Below are 22,378 nucleotides of genomic sequence, written 5' to 3' on the forward strand. Positions count from 1 at the left end.
CGGGCGATCGGGCCGGGTTGGGCAACTCTGGCACACAATGCTCGATGATCATCTCGGGACCGGTGAACGGGACTGCCCGATTGGGACTGATACCGGGCGGTATCTGCCCCGACCCGCTCCGGGCCAGGGCAGATGTTCATCAGTTCTTGACGTCGGATGACCGCTCAGAAGTTCCCGATGAGTAGGACTAGCGCACCGGCGGGGGGCCCTCGATCGGCCGGCCGGCCACTCCGGGCCAGCGCTGCCAGGGGTGCGGCCCGTCCGCCGGGCGGTACTCGACGCCGAGCGCGTCCAACACCTTCAGGTGGGCCGTCAACCGCTGCTCGAAACCGGCGTAGTCCCGCTCGGCCGGCGCGGCGGGCAGCTCGGACCAGGCGACCTCGGCGAAGGCGACCAGCCGGGGGAAGGCCCGGTAGTCGATGTCCCTGGCGCTGTCCATGAACTCGCTCCACAGGTTGGCCTGGGTGCCGATCACGTGCCGGGCGGCGGCCTCGTCCAGCTGCGCGGGGACCGGCTCGAACCGGTAGACGTCCTCCAGCGTGCGCACGAAGCCGACCGGGATCGGCTCGTCCGGTCCGTCCGCCTGCCGGTGGTCGAAGTAGACGTGCTGCTCGGGGCACATCACCACGTCGTGCCCGGCCTTCGCGGCGGCGATCCCGCCGCCGAAGCCGCGCCAGGAGGAGACGGCGGCGCCCGGGGCGAGCCCGCCCTCCAGGATCTCGTCCCAGCCGATCAGCCGGCGGCCGCGCTCGGCCAGCCAGCGGTCGAAGTGCCGGATGAGGTGGCTCTGCAGCTCGTCCTCGTTGGCCAGGCCCAGCTCGCGGATCCGGGCCTGCGCGGCGGCGCTGTCCTTCCACTGCTCCTTGGGGCACTCGTCGCCGCCGAGGTGGACGAACTCGGACGGGAAGAGCTCCAGGACCTCCTCCAGCACGCCCTCGAAGAAGCGCAGGGTCTCCTCCGAGGCGTTGAGCACGTTGTGACTCACCCCCCAGTCGGTCCAGACCCCGAGCGCGGCGGTGTCCACCACGTCGGTGTTGCCCAGCTCGGGGTAGGCGGCGACGGCGGCCTGGGTGTGGCCGGGCAGGTCGATCTCCGGGACGACGGTGACCCCGCGGGCGGCCGCGTAGGCGACGATCTCGCGCAGGTCGTCCTGGGTGTAGTAGCCGCCGTGCGGGCGGTCGTCGCGGCGCTGCCCGGCCCGGTAGCCGACCATCGAGCGGTCCCGCCAGGCACCGCGCTCGGTCAGCCTCGGGTAGCGCTTGATCTCGACCCGCCACCCCTGGTCGTCGGTCAGGTGCAGGTGCAGCACGTTCAGCTTGTGCGCGGCCAGCAGGTCGACGAAGCGCAGCACGTCCGACTTGGGCAGGAAGTGCCGGGCGACGTCGAGCAGCGCGCCGCGCCAGCCGAACCGGGGGGCGTCCTCGATGTCGGCGCCGGGCAGCACCCAGCCCTCGCGGCGCAGCGGCGACCGCCGGTAGGCGTCCGGCCCGAGCAGCTGCCGCAGGGTCTGCGCGCCCCACAGGGCGCCCGCCGGCCCTCCCGCGGCGAGCAGGGCGTGGCCGGGGCGCACCGTGAGCCGGTACGCCTCGGCGGCGAGCGTCGCGTCCTGGACCAGCTCGATGCCCGCGCCCGGCCGGCCCGGGCCGAGCGGCAGCCCGGTGGCGGCGGACAGGGCGGCCCGCAGCCAGCGCTCGGCGTCGGCCAGCGCGGGGGGTGCGGTCAGCGTCGTGGTGGCGTCGAGCGGATAGTCCTCGTCCGGGCGGCGGGCGGCACTCGAAGGTGCGGGAATGAGGTCCATTCCGACATCCTGCCCACGCCCGGAACGATTGGCATAGACCACCCAGGAAACCGGGTGCTATGCAAAACGGCGTCGCGCGGAGCGCCGCGGACTACTTGCCGTCGCCGTCGCCGCCCTGCGGCTTGCCGATGCCGTCGTAGATCTCCTTGCACATCGGGCAGACCGGGTACTTCTTCGGGTCGCGACCGGGCACCCACACCTTGCCGCAGAGCGCCACCACGGGAGACCCGGAGAGCGCGCTCTCCATGATCTTGTCCTTCTGGACGTAGTGCGCGAAGCGCTCGTGGTCGCCGTCCCCGTTGGACACCTGCGGGACGGGCTCGACCAGGGTGCCGGTGCCGAGGCCGCGCTCGGGCTCAAGAGTGCTCATGGGTGCCAAGTCTATGGGCGCCTCCGGAAACCCGGCCAGTGTCACCGCACCGGGCCGGTCGGCTCAGTTCATCGTCGGGTCGTCCGGGTAGGTCGCCAGCAGGGCGAGCGGGCCTCTCTGGCGGCGCAGCACCGAGCGCCACAGCCGCTCCGGCTCGGGGCTGGAGACGTCCCCGGGCTCGCAGTCCACCAGGTACCAGGCGCCGCTCTCCAGCTCCGCCTCCAGCTGCCCCGGCGACCAGCCGGCGTACCCGGCGAAGATCCGCAGGCTGCCCAGCTCGCCGGCCAGCACCTCGGGCGGCGCCTCCAGGTCCACCAGGCCGATCGCGCCGTGCACCCGGCGCCAGCCGAGCGGCTCGCCGGTGCCGGGCTCCCCCGGGGCCACCGCGAGGCCGAGCGCCGAGTCCAGCGCCACCGGGCCGCCCTGGAACACCACGGCGGGCTGTCCGACGAGTCTGTTCCAGCCGTCCAGCACGCTTCCCACCTCGACCGGTGTCGGCCGGTTGAGGACCACGCCGAGCGCCCCCTCGACGTCGTGGTCGAGGAGCAGCACCACCGCCCGCGCGAAGTTCGGGTCGGTGAGCAGGGGCGTCGCGACGAGCAGACTGCCGGTGTGGGACCGGCCTCCGTGCGATTGGGCCGCCGTCATGCCCACATGATCCCGCAGAACGGCACCGCTCGGACACCGCAACGCCCGGAAACCGGCCACCGCGACGAACACCCGTACGGCCGTACCGGGGGGCGGGCGCGGGCCCGGAGAGAGCACCATCACGGGAGAGGCTCACGGGAACCATCGGCGCGCCTACTACCATCTACGTCTGGTGGACGCCCTTCACGGTGCCGACTCGGTTTCGCCGGGGGTCCGAACGTGCCCGTACGACCGGTCCACCACCGGCTCTCTCCCGGAGCCCCTTTCCCCACCCCTCTGGCACCCCGGATTGCGAGAACGATGACCGACGACGTCCTGCTGGTCCATGGCGGAAACCCGCTCGAAGGCGAGATCCGCGTCCGCGGTGCGAAGAACCTGGTGCCCAAGGCCATGGTCGCCGCCCTCCTCGGGCAGGGCCCCAGCAGACTGCGCAACGTCCCGGACATCCGCGACGTCAAGGTGGTCCGCGGCCTGCTGCAGCTGCACGGCGTGACCGTGCGCACCGGTGACGAGGACGGCGAGCTGATCCTCGACCCCTCGCACGTCGAGAGCGCCAATGTCGCCGACATCGACGCACACGCCGGCTCCTCGCGGATCCCGATCCTGTTCTGCGGCCCGCTGCTGCACCGCCTCGGCCACGCCTTCATCCCCGGCCTGGGCGGCTGCGACATCGGCGGCCGCCCCGTCGACTTCCACTTCGAGGTGCTGCGCCAGTTCGGCGCCACCATCGAGAAGCACCCGCAGGGCACCTACCTGGTCGCCCCGCAGCGGCTGCGCGGCACCAAGATCGAGCTGCCGTACCCCTCGGTCGGCGCGACCGAGCAGGTGCTGCTCACCGCCGTCCTCGCCGAGGGCGTCACCGAGCTGCGCAACGCGGCCATCGAGCCGGAGATCGTCGACCTGATCTGCGTGCTGCAGAAGATGGGTGCGATCATCACGCTGGGCACCGACCGGACGATCCTGATCACCGGCGTGGACGAGCTGAACGGCTACAACCACCGCGCGCTGCCGGACCGCCTGGAGGCGGCCTCCTGGGCCTGCGCGGCGCTGGCCACCAAGGGCGACATCTACGTCCGCGGTGCCCGCCAGCTGGAGATGATGACCTTCCTGAACACCTTCCGGAAGGTCGGCGGCGCCTTCGAGGTGGACGACGAGGGCATCCGCTTCTGGCACCCGGGCGGCGAGCTCAAGGCCATCGCCCTGGAGACCGACGTGCACCCGGGCTTCCAGACCGACTGGCAGCAGCCGCTGGTGGTCGCGCTGACCCAGGCCACCGGCCTGTCGATCATCCACGAGACGGTGTACGAGTCGCGGCTCGGCTTCACCGGCGCGCTGAACCAGATGGGCGCGCACATCCAGCTCTACCGCGAGTGCCTGGGCGCCACCCCGTGCCGCTTCGGCGCCCGCAACTTCCTGCACTCCGCGGTCGTCTCCGGCCCGTCCAAGCTGATCGGCTCCGAGCTGGTCATCCCGGACCTGCGCGGCGGCTTCTCGTACCTGATCGCGGCGCTGGCGGCCGAGGGCACCTCGACCGTGCACGGCATCGACCTGATCAACCGCGGCTACGAGAACTTCATGGACAAGCTGCGGGACCTCGGCGCCCACGTCGAGCTGCCCAGCGAGCAGCTGGTCGAGGCCTGACGGTCCGGACACGACGGCGAGAGGCCGGGCTCCCCAGCGGGGAGCCCGGCCTCTCGGGCGTTCAAGGGGTGGCTCAGGCAGCGCCCTTGGCGGCTTCCTTCAGCTTGGAGCCGGCGCTCACCTTGGCGCTGTAGCCCGCGGCGATCTGGATCGGCTCGCCGGTCTGCGGGTTGCGGGCGGTGCGGGCAGCGCGGTGGGTGCGCTCGAAGGTCAGGAAACCGGGGATGGTGACCTTCTCGTCGCCCTTGGCGACGACCTCGCCGACGATCTCGGCGAAGGCGGCCAGAACGGCGTCGGCGTCCTTGCGGGTCACCTCGGCGCGCTCGGACAGCGCGGCCACCAGCTCACTGCGGTTCATGTGTACTCCTGTGGTCTGTTCGCTTGCGGTGCGCGGGGGCCCATCGGTGCTCCCACCGGGGGGCACCCGGATGGGCCGCAGGTCCGCACACTGTGCTCATGCAGGCAATGCGTGGTCGCAGGCCGGGTCCGCACCCGATGCCGCGCGCCGGAGCCGTCGAAGGCCCGCCCGCCCGCCTGGATACGAATCCTGCCCCGACCGGCCCCGAGAAAGCCAATCGGGCCCCGGCCCAGCCACCCGAACATCGCCCGCCCGTTGGAGGTGTGACGCTCCGTCGGCTCCGGCGGACCGGGCGCGGGCGGCGGTCGGGAGGACGCGCCGGAAGACCAGGGGGACGTTCCGTACTTGTCGGACACGCCTGCCCCGTGCAGGGCTACGGTACGCCCTACGACTGACAAGCCCAAACACGCCCCTCGCCCTTGTGTCGCAAGGGTTCGGGGCGGGCTGGACAGGCATGCTCACTATTCGTACATTTGAGCGATCTACGGCACGTCGCCCGATCCGGCCGTCAGAGCTTGACGGTGGGGAACGCGGAGGTGTCGAGGGTGCCGACGATGCCGGGGGTCGGACGGGCCGGCGCCGGGGCCTCCTGGGCCCCCGCGAGGGCCGCCTCGCGCACCGCGGAGGCGACGGTCTTGGCCACGTCCTTGTGGAACACGCTCGGGATGATGTAGTTGGCGTTCAGCTCGTCGGCGGCCACGGTGGTGGCCAGCGCCCGGGCGGCGGCGATCATCATCTCGGTGTTGACGGTGCGGCTCTGGGCGTCCAGCAGGCCGCGGAAGACGCCCGGGAAGACCAGCACGTTGTTGATCTGGTTCGGGAAGTCGCTGCGGCCGGTGGCGACCACGGCGGCGGTCTGCCGGGCGATGGCCGGATCGACCTCCGGGTCCGGGTTGGCCAGCGCGAAGACGATCGCGTCCTCGGCCATGGTGGCCAGGTCGTCGCCGTCCAGGACGTTCGGGGCCGAGACGCCGATGAAGACGTCGGCGCCCGCCACGGCCTCCTTGAGGGTGCCGGTGCGGCCCGAGCGGTTGGTGTGCTCGGCGATCCAGCGCAGGCTCTCGGTGAGGTCCTCGCGGCCCAGGTGGACCACGCCGTGCACGTCCGCCACGGTGGCGTGCTCGACGCCGGCCGCCATCAGCAGCTTGAGGATCGCGGTGCCGGCGGCGCCGGCGCCGGACATCACCACGCGGATGTCGCTGATCTCCTTGCCGACCACCTTCAGCGCGTTGGTGAGGGCGGCCAGCACCACGATCGCGGTGCCGTGCTGGTCGTCGTGGAAGACCGGGATGTCCAGGGCCTCGCGCAGCCGGGCCTCGATCTCGAAGCAGCGCGGCGCGGAGATGTCCTCCAGGTTGATCCCCGCGAAGCCCGGGGCGATCGCCTTGACGATGGCGACGATCTCGTCGGTGTCCTGGGTGTCCAGGCAGATCGGCCAGGCGTCGATCCCGGCGAAGCGCTTGAACAGGGCCGCCTTGCCCTCCATGACCGGCAGTGCGGCCGCCGGGCCGATGTTGCCCAGGCCCAGCACCGCCGAGCCGTCGGTGACCACGGCGACGCTGTTGCGCTTGATGGTCAGGCGGCGGGCGTCCTCGGGGTTCTCCGCGATCGCCATGCAGACGCGGGCGACACCCGGGGTGTAGATCATGCTGAGGTCGTCACGGTTGCGGATCGGCAGCTTGGAGGACATCTCGATCTTGCCGCCGAGGTGCATCAGGAAGGTACGGTCCGAGACCTTGCCGATCGACACGCCGTCGATCGCGCGCAGCTTCTCGACGATCTCCTCGCCGTGCGCGACCGAGGAGGCCGCCACCGTGACGTCGATCCGCAGCGCCTCCAGGCCGGAGGCGGTGACGTCGAGACCGGTCACCGAGCCGCCGGAGGACTCCACGGCCGTGGTGATCGCACTGACGGCGTTGCCCCGGGCCGGGACCTCCAGCCGTACCGTGATCGAGTTGGAGACACTGGGCACCGTCGCCATCGACGCTTCCTTCTTCCGTCTGTCCCGCAGGCTCAACATTTTGTTGAAGGCATCGCCTACGCATGCTAGACCTCGATCGTCGCACCTTCCTGGGGGAAGCCAGAAATAACGTTCATTGAGTGTGCGGATCCGACAATCCCGTCCGGCGCCCTCGGTCTCCCCCGCTCACTCCTTGCCTCTCCCGGCCGATGCGTTACATTGGACAGGCACCGGCTCGATCCAAGCCCCCGGGCCCAACCTTCGTCCCTTCGAGGGACCACTTGCCGCGAGGCGAGCATGGCGGGTCGGTGTACTAAACGTCTGAAGGCCCCTCACCATCCGGTGGGGGGCCTTCTTCCGTGGGCCTCGGGAACCGTCAGCCGTGCAGCAGCGCGGGCACGCCGGCCGCGTCCGGCAGGTCGTCCGGTCCGGAGAGCACGGTCAGCCGCTGGGTCGCGCGGGTCAGCGCCACGTACAGCACCCGCAGGCCGGCCTCCGACTCGCCGGCGATGCCGGTCGGGTCGGCCACCACCGTCGCGTCGTACTCCAGGCCCTTGGCCTCCAGGCTGCCCAGCGCCACCACGCGCTCGCCCAGGCCCTCGGCCCAGCCGGCCGCCTCCTCCCGGCGGTCCATCGGCACCACGATCGCCACGGTGCCGTCCACCTCGGCCAGCAGCCGCTCCAGCTCGGCCCGGGCGGCCTTGCCGAAGGCCTCCGGCGAGAGGTCGGTGGTGGCCGCGAAGCGCGGCTCCACACCGACGTGGCGCACCGCGCTCGGCGACGGGGTGCCCGGCGCGGCCAGCGCCAGCACCTTCGCCGCGACCTCGGCGATCTCGGCCGGGTTGCGGTAGTTCACGGTCAGCGTGAAGCGGCGGCGCGGCTTGCCGGAGAGCACCTCGTCCAGCGCGGCCTGGGCCTCCTGCGGGAACGGCCAGGAGGACTGCGCCGGGTCGCCGACGATCGTCCAGGTGGCCATCCGGGACCGGCGGCCGATCATCCGCCACTGCATCGGGGTGAGGTCCTGCGCCTCGTCCACGATGACGTGCGCGTACTCCTTGCGCTCGACCGGCTGGCGGTCCCGCTGGCGGGTGCTGCGGTCGGCGAAGGTGGTGACCTCCTCCAGGCCGCTCAGCAGGTCCACCGCGTCCACCTCGCGGACCTTCGGGCGGGCCGGCTCGCCGAGCAGCACCTGGAGCTCGTCGACGAGCGCGACGTCGTGCGCGGACAGCGCGCCCTCGCCCCGCGCGGACAGGTGGCGCCAGGAGGCGGCCAGCAGCCTGGCCTCGTCCGGGGTGACGGCGCGGCGGGCGATCCGGTTGATGTGCCGGTGCTGGCGCAGCGTGCCGAGCACCCCGCGCGGGGTCAGCGCCGGCCACCAGGCGGCCAGGAAGTCCAGGAACGACGCCTCGTCCGAGACGTACTCGTCGAAGGACTCCTTCTCCTCCTGGCGCTGCTCCCGGGCGTAGTGGTCGGTGGGCTTCGGCAGGTCCCGGGTGGCCTGCTGCCACAGGGCGTCCAGCAGCAGCCTGCGGGCGCGCGGGCGCAGCAGGTTCAGCGGGGTGCCGCCGGAGCCCACCACGTTGCCGCGCACGGCCTTCAGCCGGGAGGCGTCCAGCTTCAGCACCTCGCCGCGGGCGACGACCTTCAGCTCCTGCGGCGCGCCCAGCTCCAGCGCCGCGCGGGCGGCCCGGCGCAGCAGGTGCACCATCCGGGCCGAGCCCTTGACCCGGGCCGCCTCGGGGGTGTCGTAGGTGCCCGCCTCGATGCCGTCCACCAGCGAGCCGACCGCCCGGACGGCGACCTGGCCCTCCTCGCCCAGCGCGGGCAGCACGCCCTCGGTGTAGGACACCAGCAGCGGGGTCGGCGAGACCACCAGGATGCCCCCGGCGTAGCGGCGGCGGTCCTGGTAGAGCAGGTAGGCGGCGCGGTGCAGGGCGACGGCGGTCTTGCCGGTGCCGGGGCCGCCGGTGACCAGGGTGGCGCCCGCGGCGGCGGCGCGGATCACCTCGTCCTGCTCCCTCTGGATGGAGGAGACGATGTCGCGCATCGAGTGGCTGCGGGCGCGGCCCAGCGAGGCCATCAGCGCGCCGTCGCCGACCACGGCCAGCTCCTCGCCGTCCAGGGTCGGGGTGAGGTCGGGGCGCAGCAGGTCGTCCTCGACGCCGATCACCTTGCGGCCCTTGGAGCGGATCACCCGGCGGCGGATCACCCGGCCCGGCTCGACGGGGGTGGCGCGGTAGAACGGGGCGGCGGCGGGCGCGCGCCAGTCGATCACCAGCGGACCGTACTCGGCGTCCAGCACGCCGAGGCGGCCGATGTGGAGGGTCTCGGCGACGGCCGGGTCGGCCGGGTCGAGCGGGGTGTTCGACGGGATGCCGTGCTCCTCCGGCGCGTCGGCCCGCTGGAGGTCGATCCGGCCGAACAGGAAGTCCTCGAACTCGTTGTTCAGGCGCTGGAGGTGGGCGCCGGCGCGGTAGACCTGGGCGTCGCGTTCGGCGAGCGCGCCGGGGGTGCCGACCTGGACCCGCTTGGCGGCGTCCTCCAGGATGTACTCGGCCTCGGCGAGCTTCTCCTCCAACCGGTGGTAGACGGTGTCGAGGTGCTGCTGCTCACCGGCGATCTCGCGCGTGCGGACGGTCTCGTGATCGGCCGTGGGGGTGGTGTCCGTGTTGCTCTGCATGGCCTCGGTGGTTGCGGCGGAATCCGGCTCCGGAAAACGAGCGGACGGATGATCCTACGCCGCGACCCCCCGGCCGCGCTGCTCCGGAACGTACAAAAATCGAAGGCCGCCCTCCGCTGGAGCGGAGAACGGCCTTCGGTGTGAACATGGGGTGGTGGAGATGCCGGGAATCGAACCCGGGTCCAGTGGAGTTAATTCAGGGCTTCTCCGAGCGCAGTCCGCTGTGCTTTTCTCGGCCCTGGCGGTCACACGGACAAGCCGCCAACAGGCCCAGCTGCTGTTTGATTTCCCATCCGCCCTCGCAGCCCGGGCGGACGGTTGAGTTCCCTAGATTATGCCAGGGTCCGGGTCGGGAACCCCCCGGTCTGACACCCAAGCGCTATCGGTGCTTATTAGGCAGCGAGAGCGAACTGCTGGGAATCGCGCTTAGTGTTGGCGATTATTTTTTTGCGACACGTGGTTAACGAGATCATTGCCGCGTTCCTCGGCTCGCTTCCCCTGTTTCAACATCCCCTGTCGAAACCGATCATCCCCATGTTTTTTTGAGAAACAGCTCGGACGGTGATCGTCCGTGTTGCTTGCGCCATAGTACGCGAGGCGACGGGCGAGGGTCCAGCGGATTAACCCTGGCGTCGGCGTGCCGCCGCCACCGCGCGGGCCGTCTCGCGGGTGTCCTGCTTCTCGCGCAGCGTCTGGCGCTTGTCGTAGAGCTTCTTGCCGACCGCGAGCGCCAGTTCGAGCTTCACCCGGCCGTCCTTGAAGTACAGCGAGAGCGGGACCAGGGTGTGACCCGCGTCGCGGACCTTGGTCTCGATCTTGCGGATCTCCAGCTTGTGCAGCAGCAGCTTGCGCTTGCGCCGGGCCGCGTGGTTGGTCCACGTCCCCTGGGTGTACTCGGGGATGAAGACGTTGTCGATCCACGCCTCGTGGTTCTGGATGTAGGCGTAGCCGTCGACCAGGTTGGCCCGCCCCTCGCGCAGTGACTTGACCTCGGTGCCGGTGAGTACGAGGCCGCACTCGTAGGTGTCGAGGATCGTGTACTCGTGTCGCGCCTTCTTGTTCTGCGCGATCAGCTTCTGTCCGGTTTCCTTTGCCATAGCGCGGCCATTCTCGCACTTCGACGCCGGATCGGGCAGCTGCTTTAGGGCCGGGTGCCGGGCTTCAGGCGCGGGTGCCGAGCCCCGAGAGGACCCGCAGGGCGAGGGTGTCGGCCTCCTCGCCCGATCCCGCCGGGACGTCGGGGGTGAGGCCGGTGCCGTCCAGGGAGCGGCCGGCCGGGGTGTAGTAGCGGCCGACGGTCAGTTCCAGCACGGCGCCGTCGGCGAGCCGGCTGGGCTGCTGGACGGTGCCCTTGCCGAAGGTCCGCGAGCCCACCACCACGGCGCGGCTGCGGTCCTGGAGGGCGCCGGCCAGCAGTTCGGCGGCGCTCATCGTGCCGCCGTCCACCAGCAGCACCAGCGGGGTGCGCTGGTCGCCGCCGGGCGGGGCGGTCAACTCCCTGGTCCCGCCGCGCTCCTGGTACGAGCCGACCGCTCCGCCGTCCAGGAAGATCCCGGCGGTCTCGGCCGCCTCGTCGACCAACCCGCCGGAGTTGCCGCGCAGATCGAGCACCACGCCGGTGTGCGGGGCGCGCAGGGCGGCGCGCACCTGGTCGGCCACGCCGCTGGTGAAGGCGCGCACGGTCACCCGCAGCACGCCCTTGCCCAGCTGCTCCGCGGTGACCTGCCGGCTGTCCAGCAGCACGCGCCGCAGCCGCAGTTCGCGCTCCTGCCCCTCACCGCGCCGGACGGCCAGGGTGACCTCGGAGCCCGCCCGGCGCTCCTCGCCCTGGCCGCGCAGCCGCGCGACCACCTCGGTGACCGGCAGGTGGTCGGCCTGGTCCCGGCCGATCCGCACGAGCCGGTCGCCGGGGGCGATCCCGGCCGCGGCGGCCGGGCCGCCCGGCGCGACCTGGGAGACCTCGGTGACGCCGTCCTGGCCGCGGCCGACCGAGAGGCCGACGCCCGGGTACCGGCCGTCCAGGCCCTGGCTGAACTCCGCGTACTCCTGGGCGCTGTAGTACGCGCCCCAGCGGTCGCCGCCGGCCGCCAGCAGGTGCTCGGCCTGCTGCTCGGACAGGGCGGCGCCGGCCGGGTCCGCCGGGAGCCCGCCGCCGGCCCGGACGGTGTCGGCGGAGGGGCGGTGCGGCGGGTCGCCCGGGTCGCCCCAGGCCCCGGTGGCCGCGCCGGCCAGCAGCACGGCGCCGAACACCAGGCTGAGCGCGGCCACCTGGCGGGCCCTGCGCGGAGTTTGCAGCATGGCACCGGAGTGTAGACACCGCTCCGCACGGGACGAACCGGAACGAAGGCCCCCGGAACGCCGACGGCCCCGGACGGCGCAGTGCCGTCCGGGGCCGTCGAGGCGGTCCGGGATCAGACCTTGAGGTACTTGCGCAGCGTGAAGAACGCCGCCACACCGGCCATGCCCATACCCACCACGATCAGCAGCGGTATCACCGCGAGCACCGAGCCGAGCCCGATGAAGTGGATGAACTGCACCCGGTCGGCCAGCCAGTTCTGGACGAAGAAGTGCCCGCCGAGCAGCAGCCCGGAGGCCATCACCGCGCCGAGCAGCGCCGAGAAGGCCGCCTCGGCGATGAACGGCATCTGGACGTAGAAGTTCGAGGCACCGACCAGGCGCATGATCCCGGTCTCGCGCCGTCGGCTGTACGCCGACACCCGGACGGTGTTGACGATCAGCAGCAGGGCGACGAACAGCATCAGCACCATGATCACGAAGGCCGCCGTCTGGAGGCCGTTCAGCAGGCCGAACAGGTTCTCCAGGATCTTCCGCTGGTCCTCGACCGACTTGACGCCCGGCTTGCCGGCGAAGGCGCTCTGGATCACGTCGTACTTGGTCGGGTCGTTGAGCTTGACCCGCCAGGACTGCGGCATGGCGTCCGGGCCCAGGACGGAGATGAGCGGATTGTCCGGGTTCATCTCCTTCCAGTGCTTGTACGCCTCGGCCGAGCTCTCGTAGGTCGAGGACTGGACCACCGAGGTCATCTTGTCCAGCTGGTCCTTGATGTCCTGGACCTGCTGGTCGGTGGCCGCGCCCTTGTCGCACTGGGGCGAGTTCCGGGCGTCCGCCTTGGTGCAGAAGTAGATGCTCACCTCGACCTTGTCGTACCAGTACCCCTTCATGGAGTTCACCTGGTCGCGGACCAGGAGCGAGGAACCGGCGAGGGCGAGGGAGAGCGCGACACTGACCACGACCGCGATGGTCATGGTCAGGTTGCGTCGGAGACCCACACCGATCTCCGACAGGACGAACTGGGCACGCATGCGGAAACAACTCCAGGGTCGGTACTGCTCTGGTCTGGCGGGCCGGGCCGACGGCCCTACGGGTCAGCGCCGGTCGGTCAGTGCTGGTACCCGTAGACGCCGCGGGCCTGGTCGCGGACGAGCAGCCCCTTGTCGAGCTCGATGACGCGCTTGCGCATCTGGTCGACGATGGCCTGGTCGTGGGTGGCCATCAGCACCGTGGTGCCGGTGCGGTTGATGCGGTCGAGCAGCTTCATGATGCCGACCGAGTTCTGCGGGTCGAGGTTGCCCGTGGGCTCGTCCGCGATGAGCAGCATCGGGCGGTTCACGAAGGCGCGGGCGATCGCCACACGCTGCTGCTCACCACCGGACAGCTCGCCCGGCATGCGGTCCTCCTTGCCGCCGAGGCCGACCAGCTCCAGCACCTCGGGCACCACCTTGTTGATGGCGCTCTTGGGCTTGCCGATCACCTCGAGGGCGAAGGCGACGTTCTGCGCGACCGTCTTGTTCGGCAGCAGGCGGAAGTCCTGGAAGACGGTGCCCAGCTGGCGGCGCATGTGCGGCACCTTCCAGTTGGACAGCTTGCCGAGGTCCTTGCCCAGGACGTGCACCGCACCGGTGCTGGGGCGCTCCTCGCGCAGGCACAGGCGCAGGAAGGTGGACTTCCCCGAGCCGGACGAGCCGACCAGGAAGACGAACTCACCCTTCTCGATCTCCAGCGAGACGTTGTCCAGGGCGGGACGGTTCTGCTTGGGATAGGTCTTGGAGACGTTGTCGAATCTGATCACGGCTGCATCACGGAGGCCATCCTAGGCGGCGCCAGTCCTCGGTCGGTCCGCCCCGGAGGCCCGGCCCGGGGGCGGGCGAAAGGAGCGCAGAGGGCCGCTCCCGGACTCGGACCATACGCGAATCGGCGACCGGCCCGCAGGGACCGACCGTGACAACGACCCGGCCATGGGAGAGAATGTCCGCTTATGCCCTGAATATCGGAGGGCATCTCACAGCCCGGGAGCCGGAACCGCCGGAACCTGGCAGAGTGGAGGGAGCGACCGTGTCACGGTCGCTCCCCCGTACAGGGCAGCGCATGGAACCAAAGCCCCGTCCGGTGCGTTGGCAATAGCAGCGAGGAGGAGATCGCATGACCTGCGACCATCTGGTGTGCGCCAACTGCAACGGCCGCGTCAGCGACGGGCGTTGCCCGGTGTGCCGGGCGAACCGGGCCCGGCTTCAGGAGCAGCAGAGCCCGTTCGCCGCGCTCTCCCCCGCGATGCTGCTGGCCCTGCTGGCCGGCCTGCTCGCGGTGGCGCTGATCGCCCGGCAGGCACTGGCCTGACCCTTCCGGACACACGGGAAGGCCCCCGACCGCTGCGGTCGGGGGCCTTCTGCGTCGTGCGGTGACTGCGCGGTGACTACTCGGCGCTGGTCTCGCGCTGCTTGCGCCAGCGGATGCCGGCCTCGATGCTGTGCTTGATTTTCATCGAGGCCGCAATCCTCACGCCTCGTTCGAGGTCTCGCGCTGCTTCCTCCAGCGGATTCCGGCCTCGATGAAGCCGTCGATGTCGCCGTCCAGCACGGCCTGCGGGTTGCCGGCCTCGAACGCGGTGCGGACGTCCTTCACCATCTGGTACGGGTGCAGCACGTAGGAGCGCATCTGGTTGCCCCAGGAGCTGCCGCTGTCCTTGAGCGCGTCCATCGCCGCCTTCTCCTCCTGGCGGCGCCGCTCCAGCAGCTTGGCCTGGAGGACGTTCATCGCGGACGCCTTGTTCTGGATCTGCGAGCGCTCGTTCTGGCAGGAGACCACGATGCCGGTCGGGATGTGCGTGATGCGCACCGCCGAGTCGGTGGTGTTGACGCCCTGGCCACCGGGGCCGGAGGCGCGGTAGACGTCCACCCGCAGCTCGCCCTCGTCGATGTCGACGTGGTCGGACTGCTCGACGACCGGGAGGACCTCGACGCCGGCGAAGGAGGTCTGCCGGCGGCCCTGGTTGTCGAACGGGGAGATGCGCACCAGGCGGTGGGTGCCCTGCTCGACCGAGAGGGTGCCGTAGGCGTACGGCGCCTTCACGGTGAAGGTCGCGGACTTGATGCCGGCCTCTTCGGCGTACGAGGTGTCGTACACCTCGGTGGGGTACCCGTGCCGCTCGGCCCAGCGCAGGTACATGCGCATGAGCTGCTCGGCGAAGTCGGCGGCGTCCACGCCACCGGCCTCGGCACGGATGTTGATCAGCGCCTCGCGGGCGTCGTACTCGCCGGACAGGAGGGTGCGGACCTCCAGCTCCTCGACCGCCTTCTGGAGGGCGACGAGTTCGACCTCGGCCTCGGCGCGGGTGTCCGCGTCGTCCTCGGCCTCGGCGAGCTCGAACAGCACGCCCAGGTCGTCGATGCGGCCGCGAAGGCCCTCGACCCGGCGCAGTTCGCCCTGGAGGAAGGAGAGCCGGCTGGTCACCTTCTGCGCGTTCGCGACGTCGTCCCACAGGGTGGGGGCGGCTGCCTCCTCCTCCAGGACCGCGATGTCGGCCCGGATCTTGTCCAGGTCGAGGACGGCCTCGATCGACCCCATGGTCGTATCGAGGTTCTTGAGCTCTTCGGAAGGATCGACGGCTGCCACGCCCCCAGGGTAATGGTTCCGGCAGTGGTCATGACGACACCCCCGGTTTCCCCGGAGTCACGGGCGCGGTCACCGTCACCGTACGGATGCGGCCACGGGCGCGGCCGCGGCCGCGGCTACGGCGCCCGCGGGGCCGTGCCCGACACCGCCGGACGGGTCGGGTGGCCGCCGTCCGGGACGGTGGCCGCGAAGGCCGTCCAGGCCGCGGCGGCGCCCGCCAGCAGCAGCACGGTGGCGATCAGCACGGCCAGCAGCCGGCGGCGGCGCAGCAGGGCCTGGCGGTCCCGGCGGTGGCCCGGGGCGACGCGCTGGGCGCGGGACTCGAGCGCGTACGCGGCCAGCTCGTCGGCGGACGGGCGGCGCAGGCTGGTGTGGGTGTCCCGGGTGGAGTCCGGGGCGGCGCCGGGCACCAACGGGACGGCCGGGCCGCGGCGGCGCTTGTGGGTGCCGGGGGCGGCGTCGATCTCGGCGTAGACGGCCTCGCCGGGGCTCAGCTGCTCCTCGGCGGGGGCACGGCCCTGGCCCGGCACGGCGAGCACCGGCAGGCCGGCCAGCGAGGGCAGCTGCTCGCGCAGCCGGGCGGCCAGCTCGGCTGCGCGCAGCCGGGACGCGGGGGCCTTGGCCAGGCACTCCGAGATGATCCGCCACAGCCCGTCCGGCAGGCCCGGGATCGGCGGGACCTGCTCGGTGACGTGCCGGCGCAGCACCGCGCCGGTGTGGCCGCCGCCGAACGGGGTGAAGCCGGCCAGCAGCTCGTACAGCACGGTGGCGAGGGCGTAGATGTCGACGGCGGCGCGCGGCTCCAGGCCCTCGATGATCTCGGGGGCGAGGTAGTCGGGGGTGCCGATGATCCGGGTGGCCCGGGTGCGGCGCGGGGCGTCGACCAGGCGGGCCACGCCGAAGTCGGTGAGCTTGGCGCGCGGGGCGCCGCCCGGTCCGGGGGCGGCGGCGAGGTCGAGCAGGACGTTCTCCGGCTTGACGTCGCGGTGGACGATGCCGGCGGCGTGCGCGGCGGCCAGGCCGTCGGCGACGTCGGCGATGATCGAGGCGGCGGTCTGCGGCGGCAGCGCGCCGTCCCGTTCCAGCCGGGAACGCAGGTCGGTGCCCTGGACGAGCTCCATCACCAGGGCGAGGTCGCTGCCGTCCACCACCATGTCGCGCACGCCGACCACCCGGGGGTGGTCGAGGCTGGTCAGCGCGGTGCGCTCCTGGACGAAGCGGCCGACCAGCACCTGGTCGGCGGCGAGGTCCTCGCGCAGCAGCTTGACCGCCACCGGGCCGTCGGGCCCCTCGCCGAGCCAGACCGTCCCGGCCGAACCCCGGCCGATCACCTGGTGGACGGTGTACCGGCTGCCGATCTTGCGTGCCAATGCTGCTCCGTGGGCGGCGCGGGAGCGCTCCGGGGGTCCGGCGCGCTCGGTGGGGCGGGACAACAGCGACCAACCTACGCGTCCGGAGGCCCCGCGGGGGCCGCCCGGGGGGCCCTGAGCGGGAGTCCCGGCCGAGAAATCTCGCGAATTGTCGACATAGCGTCAATATTGCCGTCCGGGACGGACCTGGGCCCGGATCGGCTCAGGGCCCGGCCCGGATCCGCGCTCGCGCCGGCCCGGATCCGCGTTCGCGCCGGTCCGGACGGCGCTACTTGCCGAAGAAGCTGTTCACCCAGCCGCTCGCCGAGTCGAACCAGCCCACGACGTTGTCCCAGTACTGCGGCAGCGGCGTGAAGTTCCACAGCGCCACCCCGGCCACGGCCAGCACCAGCAGCACCATCAGGCAGCCCTTGAGGCAGCCGAGCCCCGGGATGTACATCCGGTTGCGGCTGCGCGGGCGCGGCTCGCGGGCCGGCGCGGGCTCGCGGCGGGCCGGTGCCGGCGGCTCCTCGCGGCGCTGCGGCGGGGCCTCCCGGTACTGCGGCGCGGGCGGCTCGGCCCGGCGCGACACCGGGGTGGGCGCGGGCGGCGGCGGGTAGCCGCGCTGCGACTGCCCGTACCCGGCGGGGGCCTGCCGGTAGCCGCCGGGCGGCTGCGGACGGCCGCCCTGGCCGGGCTGGCCGCCGCGCTGACCGCCCTGACCGCCCTGACCCGCCTGGTACGGCGGCGGGGCCACCGGCGGGCGCTGGGCGTAGCCGGGCGGGGGCGGGGACTGGCGGTAGCCGCCGGGCTGCTGCGGCCCGGGGCGGCCGCCCGGGGCGCCCTGGCCGGGGTGGCCGCCCTGCCCGGGGTGCCCGCCCTGCCCGGCCTGGAACGGCGGCGGGGCGACCTGCGGCTGCGGGAGGTCCTCGTAGTCCTCCGGACCGAAGTAGCCGACCTGGGTCTGCTGGTTGCGGTCCCGCGCCGCGCGCAGCTGGGTCTGCCACGGGTGCGGCGCCTCCTCCTGCGGCGGCGTCGCGGGCGGGGGCGGCGGCACGGCGGCGGGCGGCATCACCCGGGTGCGGTCCGGGGCGCCCTGCGGGGGCGCCGGCGGCGGCTGGGTGCCCATCACCCGGGTCGCCGCGGCCGGGTCGTACTGCGGCGGGGTCGACGGCAGCACCTGGGTGTGGTCCTCGGCGCCCGGGGCCGCCGGCGCGGCGGCCATGGCGCCCGGCAGCGTCGCGGGCGGCAGCGGCGATCCGGTGGAGGGGACGGCGGTGGGCTGCGGGTCCGGCAGCAGCAGGGCGCCGACCGCCAGCGCCTCGTCCACCGCCACCGGGGAGGCGTGCACGCCGACGCCGGCCGCGACCACCCGCAGCGCGTGGGCCAGCGAGGTGGCGCCGGGCCGCTGGGCCGGGTCCTTGCGCAGGCAGCGCTCGATCACCGTCCAGAGCGGCTCGGGCATGGTGCTGGGCCGCTGCGGCTCCTGGGCCAGGTGCGCCTGGAGCACGGCGAGCGCGCTGTCGCCCTGGAACGGCTGGCGGCCGGTGACCAGCTCGTACAGCATGATCCCGGCGCCGTACACGTCCACCGCGGAGGTCTGCGGACGGCCCTCGGCGGACTCCGGCGCAACGTAGGCGGGGGTGCCGACGAACTCGTGGGTGCGGGTGACGCCCGGGGAGTCGGCGAGCCTGGCGATGCCGAAGTCGGTCAGCAGCGGGTGCATCCGCTCGGCGCCGTCCACCACGGTGGAGGCGAGCAGCACGTTGGCCGGCTTGAGGTCCCGGTGGACGATCCCGTCCGCGTGGCTGGCCGCCAGCGCGTCCGCGACCTGGGCCATCAGCAGGGCGCCCGCGATCGGGCTGAACGGGCCGTTGGCGCGCAGGTAGCGGGCCAGGTCGGGGCCCTCCACCAGGTCCATCACCAGGGCCAGCAGCTCGCCCTCGACGACCAGGTCGCGGACCCGCACGATGTTGGGGTGGGTCAGCCGCAGCAGCAGCGAGCGCTCGCGCAGGAAGCGCATCACCACGTCCGGGTCGGCGGCCAGCTCCTCGCGCAGCACCTTGATCGCGACCCGCTGCCCGGGCACGCAGCCCTGCACCTGGACGTCCTCGCGCACCACGCCGCGCCAGACGGTCCCGGTCGCACCCCGCCCGAGGGTCTCATCCAGCAGATATTTGCTGCCGACTGGCCGCACCTGTCGCACTCCTTGCCCTGCCGCCCGCGCGGGGCGCTCCTCCGCCGGTGCGGTGAGCCTGCCGGGCCCGTGTCTGCGGCCACTCTAACGGTGTCCGTTCGGGATTTCGGGGTGCTCGACAGGCCATCCGTACGGTCTGGGGAAGGGTTGGGGGAGATCCCCTAGGGAAGGTCCCGGGGCACTCCGCGAGGGGGCGGTCGACCTGACTCCCCGTCGCCCCCGTCACGGCGATGATCGCAAGATCGTCAAATCCGGTACGGTGCGCGGACCGTCCTCGACGGATGGCAGGATGGACACTCGCCACTCGTGTGGCCCAACGGTGCCCACGGCACCGGGCAGCGGTACCAGGCTTCACACCAGCAGAAGGGACCCGCGGGCGAGATGCAGATCCGGCTGACCGTCCTCCGACCGCGCAGCGGCCCGTCCGCCGCCGGCTCCGCCATCCCCTACGTGGACGTGCTGGTCACCGCGCCCGTCGGCACCGCGCTCGGCGCCATCGCGGGCGCGCTCGCCGGCGCCGTGGGCGTGCGCGGGCCCCGGGCCGCCACCCACGTGCACCTGTACGCCGGGGCGCACCGGGTCGACGAGCACACCCTGCTCGGCCACCCCCCGCTGCTCGACGGCGCCGTCCTCAGCCTGAACGAGCCCGACCCGACCGCCGACGACCCCGACGACACCCCCGCCGCCGCCGAGCTGCGCGTGGTCGGCGGCCCCGACGCCGGCGGCGTCCACCGGCTGCACGGCCGGGAGATCCGGGTCGGCCGCTCCACCGAGGCCGACGTCCCGCTCGACGACCCGGACGTCTCCCGGCTGCACCTCTCCCTGCACCTCGGCGAGGACGGCCGGATCTCCGTGCGCGACCTCGGCTCCACCAACGGCACCACCCTGGACGGCCGGCTCGTCCCGCCCGGCCCGCCGGAGGCCGCCGTCCCGCTGGACCCCTGCGCCGTGCTGCGGATCGGCGAGTCCACCCTCCAGGTGACCGCCCCCGACCCGGCCGAGGCCGCCGGAGCCGTCCGCGCCGCCCTCCCCGACGGCCACGGCCACCTCCAGCTCGCCGCCGCCCCCGGCCCGGCCCGGCCCGCGCCGCCCGTGGTCGAGCCGCCCGCCGCCCCCGAACCGGCGCCCGGCCGCAGCCGCGGCCTGTTCTCCCTGCTGCCCGGCCGCGCCGCCGAGCCGCCCGCCCAGGAGAGCGCCGAACGCCACCACGCCGCGGTGCGGCTGCGCCAGACCGCCGCCCAGCGCGAACGCTGGCCCGACCTCGCCACCCTGCTGCTCAACGCCGTCGGCCCCGGCCCCCGGCTCTGGGAGCGCGGCCCCGGCCACCCCGACGCGCTCACCCTGCGCCTCGGCACCGCCGACCGCCCCGGCGGCCCCGGCACCACCCCCGGCACCATGCTCCCCGCCGTCCCCGTCACCCTCGACCTCCAGACCGCCGGCAGCCTCGGCCTCAGCGGCCCGCGCGAACGCCTGGACGCGCTCACCCGCGCCGTCGTCGCCCAGCTCGCCGCGCTGCACCCGCCGACCGGGCTCAGCCTGGTCGTGGTCGACGCCGACCCGGCCCGCACCGCCGAGGAACGCGCCGACACCTGGGCCTGGGCCCTGTGGCTGCCCCACCTGCGCCCGGTCGACGGCCAGGACTGCCGACTGCTGATCGGCCTCGACGACGAGCAGGGCACCGCCCGGCTGACCGAGCTCACCGCCCGGCTCAGCGGCCCCAGCGGCCTCGGCGGCCACCCCGCCACCGTCGTCGTGGTGGACGGCCGCCCGGCCGGCGAGGCCGCCCGACAGGCGCTCGACCTGCTGCTGCGCCAGGGCCCGGCGGTCGGCATCTTCCCGATCTGCCTCGCCGAACAGCCCGAACTGCTCCCCCGCGGCCTCGGCGCCACCGCCCTGATCACCGGCGAGGTCGGCACCCAGCTCTCACTGGACCGCCCGGTCGCCCGCGGCCGGGAGACCCTGCACGAGGTCTCGCTGGACGCCGTCTCGGACGCCTGGGCCGAACGGCTGGCCCGGGTCCTCGCCCCGCTGCGCGAGGCCGCCCCGGCCGTCCGCGGCCCGCTGCCCGACGTCCTGCGGCTGCTCGACCTGCTCCAGCTCGACACCGTCACCCCGGCCAAGCTGTCCGCCCGCTGGGAGGCGCACGCCGGCGGCATCGGCGCCGCCACCGCCCTGCTCGGCACCACCCGGGACGAGCTCTGCACGCTCGACCTGGCCGACCCGGAACTCACCCTCCCCTCCCCCGACCCGGGCGGCCCGCACCTGCTGATCGGTGGCGCCCGCGGCTCCGGCAAGACCGAGTTGCTGCGCACCCTGGTCGCCTCGCTCGCCGTCTCCGAGCGGCCCGAGCGGCTGGCCGTCACCATCATCGAGGGCCGGGCCGTCACGGACGGCCAGGACGGACTGGACGGCTGCACCGAACTGCCGCACGTCACCGGCCGGGTCAACGCCGCCGCCGACCCGCGCGCCGCGCTGCTCGCGGCCGAGGCACTGGAGGACGAACTCGCCCTGCGGGAGCGGCTGTTCGACGGACTGGACTTCGCCTCCTGGCACGCCGCGCGCATCCTGGACGGGCAGAGTCTGGACGGGCAGGAGGCGCCGGCCGTACCGGTGCCCGTCGCCGTGGGCGGCGGAGCGGCCACGAAGCCCCGGATCATCCCGCCGCGCAGCGCCGAGCGCCCCCGCCCGACCGGCCCCGCACCCGCACCCGCCCGGCTGGTCGTCGTGGTCGACGACTACGACGCGCTGCTCTCCCCCACCTCCGCCGCCGGCCGCCCGCTCGCCCGCGCGCTGGCCGCCGTCGCCCGCCGGGGCGGGCCGCTCGGCGTCCACCTCGCCGTCGCCACCGGCCGTCCGGAGGACAGCGCCGGCACCGAGGTGGACGAGGCCGCGCTGCTCCGGATCGCCCTGCGCACCGACGACCCGGCCGACTCCGACCTGCTGATCCACCTCGGCGACGCGGCCGCCCTGCCCGAGGACACCCCCGGCCGCGGCTACCTCCGTCTGCCCGACGGCGGGGTCAGCGCCTTCCAGACCGCCCGGATCAGCGGCCGCATCCCGCGCACCGCCACCCTGCGGCCCACCGTCGTCGCCATAGACCCGCTGCAGCTCGGCGCCCCGCCCGCCCGCCGCCCGGTCCGCGAACTCGGCAACGGCCCCACCGACCTCGCCCTCCTCGCCAGCGCCCTCCAACGCGCCGCCGCCCGCTGACCCGCCCGGCCCCGCGAGCGCCCCTCAGCCCTCGCACATCACAGGGACGGACAAGAACAGGCGGGCCCGTGTCCAGCGACACGGACCCGCCCACACACTGGCTGCCCCACCCCTCCCAGGAACCCCAAGCAACGGCCCCGGCCAAGGTTGGCCGGGGCCGCCGAAACCACAGCCAAGCACCGTTCACGCCGACCCCTAGCCCGTCGCCGCGTCGGCCCGGGCGGAGCGGCGGCGGAACCCCCCGGCCCCCCCCCCTA

General features: G+C 73.3%; 16 protein-coding genes and 1 other RNA gene. 3 read left to right on the top strand and 14 right to left on the bottom strand.

Annotated elements, in window-relative coordinates; translation table 11 throughout:
* Nucleotides 1-187: 187 nt before the first annotated feature.
* The 3 genes from ACGF0D_RS22030 to ACGF0D_RS22040 all read right to left on the bottom strand — a co-directional run bounded on the left by ACGF0D_RS22030 (nucleotide 188) and on the right by ACGF0D_RS22040 (nucleotide 2,816).
* The gene (locus ACGF0D_RS22030; protein WP_392918636.1) at nucleotides 188-1,798 is read right to left on the bottom strand and encodes a beta-N-acetylhexosaminidase; all 1,611 of its coding nucleotides are present in this window, start codon (nucleotides 1,796-1,798) and stop codon (nucleotides 188-190) included.
* A gap of 91 nt (nucleotides 1,799-1,889) precedes the next feature.
* On the bottom strand, nucleotides 1,890-2,168 hold the full coding sequence (locus ACGF0D_RS22035) for a DUF3039 domain-containing protein (RefSeq protein WP_392880938.1): 279 nt from the start codon (nucleotides 2,166-2,168) through the stop codon (nucleotides 1,890-1,892).
* 63 nt (nucleotides 2,169-2,231) lie between these two features.
* Complete coding sequence (locus tag ACGF0D_RS22040) at nucleotides 2,232-2,816, bottom strand: YqgE/AlgH family protein (RefSeq protein ID WP_392880935.1); 585 nt, start codon at nucleotides 2,814-2,816, stop codon at nucleotides 2,232-2,234.
* A 300-nt stretch (nucleotides 2,817-3,116) separates the two neighbouring features.
* On the opposite strand from ACGF0D_RS22040, the gene murA reads away from it, so the two are divergent.
* Entirely contained in the window at nucleotides 3,117-4,457 is a 1,341-nt protein-coding gene (gene murA, locus ACGF0D_RS22045; RefSeq protein ID WP_392880932.1) for a UDP-N-acetylglucosamine 1-carboxyvinyltransferase, read from the top strand.
* A gap of 73 nt (nucleotides 4,458-4,530) precedes the next feature.
* Here the strand turns inward: murA and ACGF0D_RS22050 are convergent, their stop codons facing one another.
* From ACGF0D_RS22050 to ftsE, 8 genes are all read right to left on the bottom strand, one after another.
* The gene (locus ACGF0D_RS22050) at nucleotides 4,531-4,815 is read right to left on the bottom strand and encodes an HU family DNA-binding protein (RefSeq protein ID WP_030242980.1); all 285 of its coding nucleotides are present in this window, start codon (nucleotides 4,813-4,815) and stop codon (nucleotides 4,531-4,533) included.
* 508 nt (nucleotides 4,816-5,323) lie between these two features.
* On the bottom strand, nucleotides 5,324-6,796 hold the full coding sequence (locus ACGF0D_RS22055; RefSeq protein ID WP_392918639.1) for an NAD-dependent malic enzyme: 1,473 nt from the start codon (nucleotides 6,794-6,796) through the stop codon (nucleotides 5,324-5,326).
* A 355-nt stretch (nucleotides 6,797-7,151) separates the two neighbouring features.
* On the bottom strand, nucleotides 7,152-9,455 hold the full coding sequence (locus ACGF0D_RS22060; RefSeq protein WP_392918642.1) for a HelD family protein: 2,304 nt from the start codon (nucleotides 9,453-9,455) through the stop codon (nucleotides 7,152-7,154).
* A 152-nt stretch (nucleotides 9,456-9,607) separates the two neighbouring features.
* Nucleotides 9,608-9,989: a transfer-messenger RNA gene (gene ssrA / locus ACGF0D_RS22065) on the bottom strand.
* Between the two features lie 86 nt (nucleotides 9,990-10,075).
* Complete coding sequence (smpB, locus tag ACGF0D_RS22070; protein ID WP_045695776.1) at nucleotides 10,076-10,552, bottom strand: SsrA-binding protein SmpB; 477 nt, start codon at nucleotides 10,550-10,552, stop codon at nucleotides 10,076-10,078.
* 64 nt (nucleotides 10,553-10,616) lie between these two features.
* Nucleotides 10,617-11,753 (bottom strand): S41 family peptidase, encoded by a 1,137-nt coding sequence (locus ACGF0D_RS22075; protein WP_392880925.1) that lies wholly within the window; start codon nucleotides 11,751-11,753, stop codon nucleotides 10,617-10,619.
* A 113-nt stretch (nucleotides 11,754-11,866) separates the two neighbouring features.
* Nucleotides 11,867-12,778, bottom strand: coding sequence for a permease-like cell division protein FtsX (ftsX, locus tag ACGF0D_RS22080; RefSeq protein WP_392880923.1), 912 nt, complete (start codon nucleotides 12,776-12,778; stop codon nucleotides 11,867-11,869).
* A gap of 77 nt (nucleotides 12,779-12,855) precedes the next feature.
* Nucleotides 12,856-13,545 (bottom strand): cell division ATP-binding protein FtsE, encoded by a 690-nt coding sequence (ftsE, locus tag ACGF0D_RS22085; protein ID WP_030059730.1) that lies wholly within the window; start codon nucleotides 13,543-13,545, stop codon nucleotides 12,856-12,858.
* A 350-nt stretch (nucleotides 13,546-13,895) separates the two neighbouring features.
* On the opposite strand from ftsE, the gene ACGF0D_RS22090 reads away from it, so the two are divergent.
* Nucleotides 13,896-14,090, top strand: a complete 195-nt coding sequence (locus ACGF0D_RS22090; protein ID WP_359904255.1) for a hypothetical protein — start codon at nucleotides 13,896-13,898, stop codon at nucleotides 14,088-14,090.
* A 159-nt stretch (nucleotides 14,091-14,249) separates the two neighbouring features.
* Here the strand turns inward: ACGF0D_RS22090 and prfB are convergent, their stop codons facing one another.
* From prfB to ACGF0D_RS22105, 3 genes are all read right to left on the bottom strand, one after another.
* A complete protein-coding gene (gene prfB, locus ACGF0D_RS22095) occupies nucleotides 14,250-15,365 on the bottom strand; it encodes a peptide chain release factor 2 (RefSeq protein WP_392880921.1) in 1,116 nt (371 codons plus the stop codon).
* A gap of 116 nt (nucleotides 15,366-15,481) precedes the next feature.
* On the bottom strand, nucleotides 15,482-16,735 hold the full coding sequence (locus tag ACGF0D_RS22100; protein ID WP_392880919.1) for a serine/threonine-protein kinase: 1,254 nt from the start codon (nucleotides 16,733-16,735) through the stop codon (nucleotides 15,482-15,484).
* Nucleotides 16,736-17,003: 268 nt separating this feature from the next.
* Nucleotides 17,004-18,911, bottom strand: coding sequence for a serine/threonine-protein kinase (locus ACGF0D_RS22105; protein WP_392918645.1), 1,908 nt, complete (start codon nucleotides 18,909-18,911; stop codon nucleotides 17,004-17,006).
* 381 nt (nucleotides 18,912-19,292) lie between these two features.
* On the opposite strand from ACGF0D_RS22105, the gene ACGF0D_RS22110 reads away from it, so the two are divergent.
* Nucleotides 19,293-22,121 (top strand): FtsK/SpoIIIE domain-containing protein, encoded by a 2,829-nt coding sequence (locus ACGF0D_RS22110; protein WP_392918648.1) that lies wholly within the window; start codon nucleotides 19,293-19,295, stop codon nucleotides 22,119-22,121.
* The last annotated feature ends 257 nt before the right edge of the window (nucleotides 22,122-22,378 follow it).

Source organism: Kitasatospora sp. NPDC048298, from assembly GCF_043201465.1.
Taxonomy (GTDB): Bacteria; Actinomycetota; Actinomycetes; order Streptomycetales; family Streptomycetaceae; genus Kitasatospora.